We start from the raw sequence: 4,175 nt of genomic DNA, 5'->3' as shown, positions 1-4,175 counted from the left end.
GCGGCTCATCACCGTCTGCGGCTCGATCCGCTCTAGCGCCTCCCTGCGGAAGGCGCGGAATCCGCCGGTCACATCGGCAGACGTAACGGGCAGGCATGCCCGGGCAAAAACGCTACCGCCACGAGAGAGAAGCTGGCGCGCACGTGGCCACCCCACGACGGAACCGCCGGGAACCCACCGCGAGCCGAGCACAACATCCGCAGTCTCGAGAGCCCGCAGCAACACCGGCACATCGGCCGGCCGGTGCGAGCCGTCGGCGTCCATCTGCACGACCGTGTCGTAGACCTCGGCCAACGCCCACGCAAACCCCGCTCGGTAGGCCGCCCCCAACCCGTCTTTGGTCGCTCGATGCAACACGTGGAGCCGCCCGTCGCTGGCCGATCGGAGCTCTGCTGCCTGCCCCGTTCCGTCGGGCGAGTCGTCGTCGACGATCAGGATGTCTGCGGAGGGAACGTAGCGATGCAGATCATCCACCAATCCGGCCAGATTGGGCAGCTCGTTGTAGGTGGGAACGACGATCACAACCCCGCTCATGGTGCCTCCCGCGTGAATTCATAGAGCACCGTGCGATTGACCGGGATGGCCTGCACGAGCCTAAAACCGAGTGTTTCGAGAGTGGACATATCGGTAGAAGAGCTGCCGGCAAACTGGAGCGCCCACACGGTTTGGTGATCGCGCAGGCCAACACCAAGATCTTCGAGGGGTGCAACCTCGGCCAAGATCGTGTCGCGTTCTCGCGCGGGGGTTACGAGGGCGACATCGTTGAGCCCCGCAAACTGCTCCGGATAGAGGTCAATGGCAAGTCGCGGCTTGCGCGAAGGTCGCACCGACTCATCGAACACGATCGCGTCTCCCGGCGACGCGTGCTCGGCCACGATCGCTGCGGCCTCGCGAAGATCGCTGCCCTCGTCGCGCGAGAATGGGCTGCGCTGCTCCAGATAGCCGGGCAATGCCGTCACCACGAGGGCAACCGCGGCCGCAGTCACCACGAGTCGGCGCGCCGAGCCCCCTCGCGCAAGACCGGCCAGCACCCGCACTCCTTCGGCCATGAGAATCGCCACAGCGGGGGTGCAGAAAGATAGATAGCGCGGGTTGTAGAGCGGTGTGATCGCGAAGTTCGCCACCATGACCGCCGCAGTGGGCATCACTAGCCAGGCCAGCAGAAAAGCAAGGCGGGGCCGCGATTCCCTGCGCAGCACAGCACCTCCGACCGCGGCGGCGATGAGTGCCCAGGCGAGAACCGCGAACCAGCCCGAGCCGAACCACTGGGTTACCACCACCGATTCCACGGTGGCGTAGTCACGACGGGCAAGAAATTCCACCTGCTGGCGCTGCGAGACGGCCGCGACCATGATGGGCGCCGCCAGCGCGATCGAAACGCCGGCCGAGGCCAGCCATCTCAGAACGATCGCCCGCGCCGGGCGCAGCGCGAGCATTCCGACCCCAAAAACGGGAATGAGAAGCACCAGATAAAGGAACACATAAATGGATGCTGCGCCGCCAGCGCCGAGAAGCATCCAGGGCCAGATTCGGGTGTCGCGGGCGCGCACCAGCCGCACGAAGGCTGCTGCGAGCCAGACCGCAGCGGCGATTCCGAAGGCATAGGACCTGGCCTCGGAGCCCATTCGCGTTACCAGGGGCAGGATCGCAAAGATGAGCCCGGATGCCACGGCGAACCTGCCGCTGCCCGAGAGTCGTCGAGCGAGCACCACGACGCCCGCTGCGGCCAGACCTATGGCGACCGCGCTGGGAAGGCGCACCGCAAACTCCGAGGTGCCGACGAGGCCGATCCAATAGTGAAGAAAGAGGTAATAGGCACCGTGCACCGCGTCGACCGTGCCGAGCTCAGCCAAGAGGGTGGGGAGCGGCCGATCGGCCGAGATCACGCTCGCTGCCTCGTCGCCCCAGTACGACGGGATGCCGGAGCCCGCCGTCGAGATGACCGCAGCACCGAGCCCCACCAGCGCTGCCGACCGCATGCTTCGCCCCCGCCGGGTGGACGCCGTCGCGGACGCAGCCTCAGGCTGGCCGATCAGCGCTGTTCCCGACATTGCCACCTCGTCTCCGCGTCGGTCGCGGCTAGTGTGCGGTTGCTGCGTGTTGTGTGTTTCGGGTCATAGTGCGCGCCTGGGCTGGGCCGACCATGGGTGCGAGGGCACAGAACCCTGAGAGTTCTTGTTGCGCGACCAGAGAGGCACCAGCTTCGCGACGACGGCTCGCGGTAGCCTCGCCTCGGGCCTGCGGACACTCGTGGGCGGCATGGCGCGAGGAGTTCACGATGACGCTGGTCGACAACGCTGTCTACGTTGACGGGGTTCGGGCGGCAACGCCCAGCAACCTCGACGAGACGTATGAGGTTATGCGGGATCTGGGCGGGATGGCCTGGATTGGGCTATACCGGCCAGAACCGCATGAGATCCACTCGGTGGCCAACGAGTTCGGGCTGCACAAGCTCTCGGTTGAAGACGCGCTCAAGGGGCACCAGAGGTCGAAGCTCGAGCGCTATGGCGAAACCCTGTTCGTGGTGCTGCGGCCAGCTCGCTATATCGACTCCGACGAGACCGTGGAATTCGGTGAGCTGCACATCTTTATTGGCCCCGGGTTCGTTGTGACGATTCGCCATGCTGAGTCGCCCAACCTCGTGGCGGTGCGTCACCGGATGGAGGCGAGCCCCGAGCTGCTCTCCCTCGGCCCTGAGGCCGTGCTCTATGCGATCTTGGACGAGGTTGTCGACGAGTACGCCCCCGTGATCGCTGGACTCGAGAACGACATAGACGAAATCGAAGACCAGCTCTTCGATGGTGATTCCGAGGTCTCGCGCCGAATCTATTCACTCATCAGCGAGGTCATCGATTTTCAGCGGGCAGTGCAACCCCTCGTGCCCATGCTCGAGTCGCTCGAACGCGGCTCTGAGAAGTACAAGGTCAACGTGGAGCTGCAGCGATCGCTCCGAGATGTTCTCGACCATGTGCTTGCCATCGTCGACAAGTCGGCGGCGTATCGAGCGCTTCTACAGAACGCGCTGACGGTGCATTCCACCCTCACTACCCAGCGCCAGAACGACGAGATGCGCCTGCTCTCCCAGGCGAGCCTCGACCAGAACGAAGAGACTCGAAAGCTTACGGAGCACTCCCTCGCCCAGAGCGAGGAAGTCAAGAAGATCTCGTCGTGGGCGGCCATTCTCTTTGCACCAACGCTCATCGGCACCATTTATGGCATGAACTTCACCTACATGCCGGAGCTCGATTGGCTGTGGGGCTACCCGCTCGCGGTAGCGGGAATGGTAGCGATGGGCGCGGCTCTCTACGTGATCTTCAAGCGGCGCCACTGGCTGTAGTGCTATTATCTGCGTATGGATGCAGATATGCAGATGCAGGCGACAAATGAATCGGTTGCGATTGCCGCCGAGATTTTCTCTATGCTCGCCGACGCCACCCGCATCCGCATCATCCTGGCGCTGCGCGGCGGCGAACTCTCGGTCAGCAGCATCGCTAACCTCGTGGATAAGGCCCCTCCCGCGGTGTCGCAGCATCTGGCAAAACTGCGCCTCTCCCGCATCGTCACGACGAGGCAGGACGGCACGCGGGTGTTCTACCGGCTCGCCAACGAGCATGTGAGCACGTTGGTGATCGAAGCGATCCTTCAGGCCGAGCACTCCGTTGATGCTGTCCCGGCGCACCACAGAAGCACAGCCCCGAGCATTCAGTCCGCGAGCGTTCACGCGCGGCCCGACGGCCATGATCGCTGAAACCCTGCGCGACGGGCGTTTCGCCAAGCTCTTCTCCGCTCAGATTGTGGCCCTGCTAGGCACAGGGCTACTCACGGTGGCGCTCGGGCTTCTCGCGTTCGATCTGGCTGGCGGGGATGCTGCGCTCATCTTGGGTACGGCGCTCGCGATCAAGATGGTGGCATACGTGGCCGGAGCGCCGCTCGTTGCCGCGCTGACGGCTCGCGTGCCCCGAAAGACACTGCTCGTGAGCGCGGACTGCTCGCGGGCCGCAGTGGCCTGCCTTCTGCCCGCGGTGACGGAGGTGTGGCAGATCTACGTGCTGATTCTGTTTCTCCAGCTCGCCTCGGCAACTTTCACGCCCGCCTACCAGGCGATCATTCCCCAGATTTTGCCGGACGAGAAGCATTACACCCAGGCGCTTTCTCTCTCGCGACTTGCTTACGAC

General features: G+C 64.4%; 5 protein-coding genes. 3 read left to right on the top strand and 2 right to left on the bottom strand.

Going from position 1 to position 4,175, the window contains the following annotated elements; all coding sequences use genetic code 11:
• Both AC062T_RS03835 and AC062T_RS03830 read right to left on the bottom strand, forming a co-directional pair.
• The coding region (locus AC062T_RS03835) for a glycosyltransferase (protein WP_476027555.1) at window positions 1–534 on the bottom strand (534 nt) is incomplete at its 3' end.
• A complete protein-coding gene (locus AC062T_RS03830) occupies window positions 531–2,051 on the bottom strand; it encodes a glycosyltransferase family 39 protein (RefSeq protein WP_476027553.1) in 1,521 nt (506 codons plus the stop codon). The genes AC062T_RS03835 and AC062T_RS03830, both read right to left, overlap by 4 nt.
• Window positions 2,052–2,278: 227 nt before the next feature.
• On the opposite strand from AC062T_RS03830, the gene AC062T_RS03825 reads away from it, so the two are divergent.
• The 3 genes from AC062T_RS03825 to AC062T_RS03815 all read left to right on the top strand — a co-directional run.
• Complete coding sequence (locus AC062T_RS03825; protein WP_476027551.1) at window positions 2,279–3,337, top strand: magnesium and cobalt transport protein CorA; 1,059 nt, start codon at window positions 2,279–2,281, stop codon at window positions 3,335–3,337.
• A gap of 15 nt (window positions 3,338–3,352) precedes the next feature.
• On the top strand, window positions 3,353–3,748 hold the full coding sequence (locus AC062T_RS03820) for an ArsR/SmtB family transcription factor (RefSeq protein ID WP_476027549.1): 396 nt from the start codon (window positions 3,353–3,355) through the stop codon (window positions 3,746–3,748).
• Window positions 3,738–4,175, top strand: a 438-nt coding sequence (locus AC062T_RS03815) for an MFS transporter (RefSeq protein ID WP_476027547.1), incomplete at its 3' end; no start/stop codon positions are given. The genes AC062T_RS03820 and AC062T_RS03815, both read left to right, overlap by 11 nt.

This window comes from Homoserinimonas sp., assembly GCF_056262345.1.
This window is presented reverse-complemented; position numbering and strand designations above follow the sequence as displayed.

What these genes read in the sequence shown, in the direction of transcription:
- AC062T_RS03825 (WP_476027551.1), top strand. Translation starts at nt 2,279, where the DNA reads ATGACGCTGGTCGACAACGCTGTCTACGTTGACGGGGTTCGGGCGGCA.
- AC062T_RS03820 (WP_476027549.1), top strand. Translation starts at nt 3,353, where the DNA reads ATGGATGCAGATATGCAGATGCAGGCGACAAATGAATCGGTTGCGATT.
- AC062T_RS03830 (WP_476027553.1), bottom strand. Translation starts at nt 2,051, where the DNA reads ATGTCGGGAACAGCGCTGATCGGCCAGCCTGAGGCTGCGTCCGCGACG.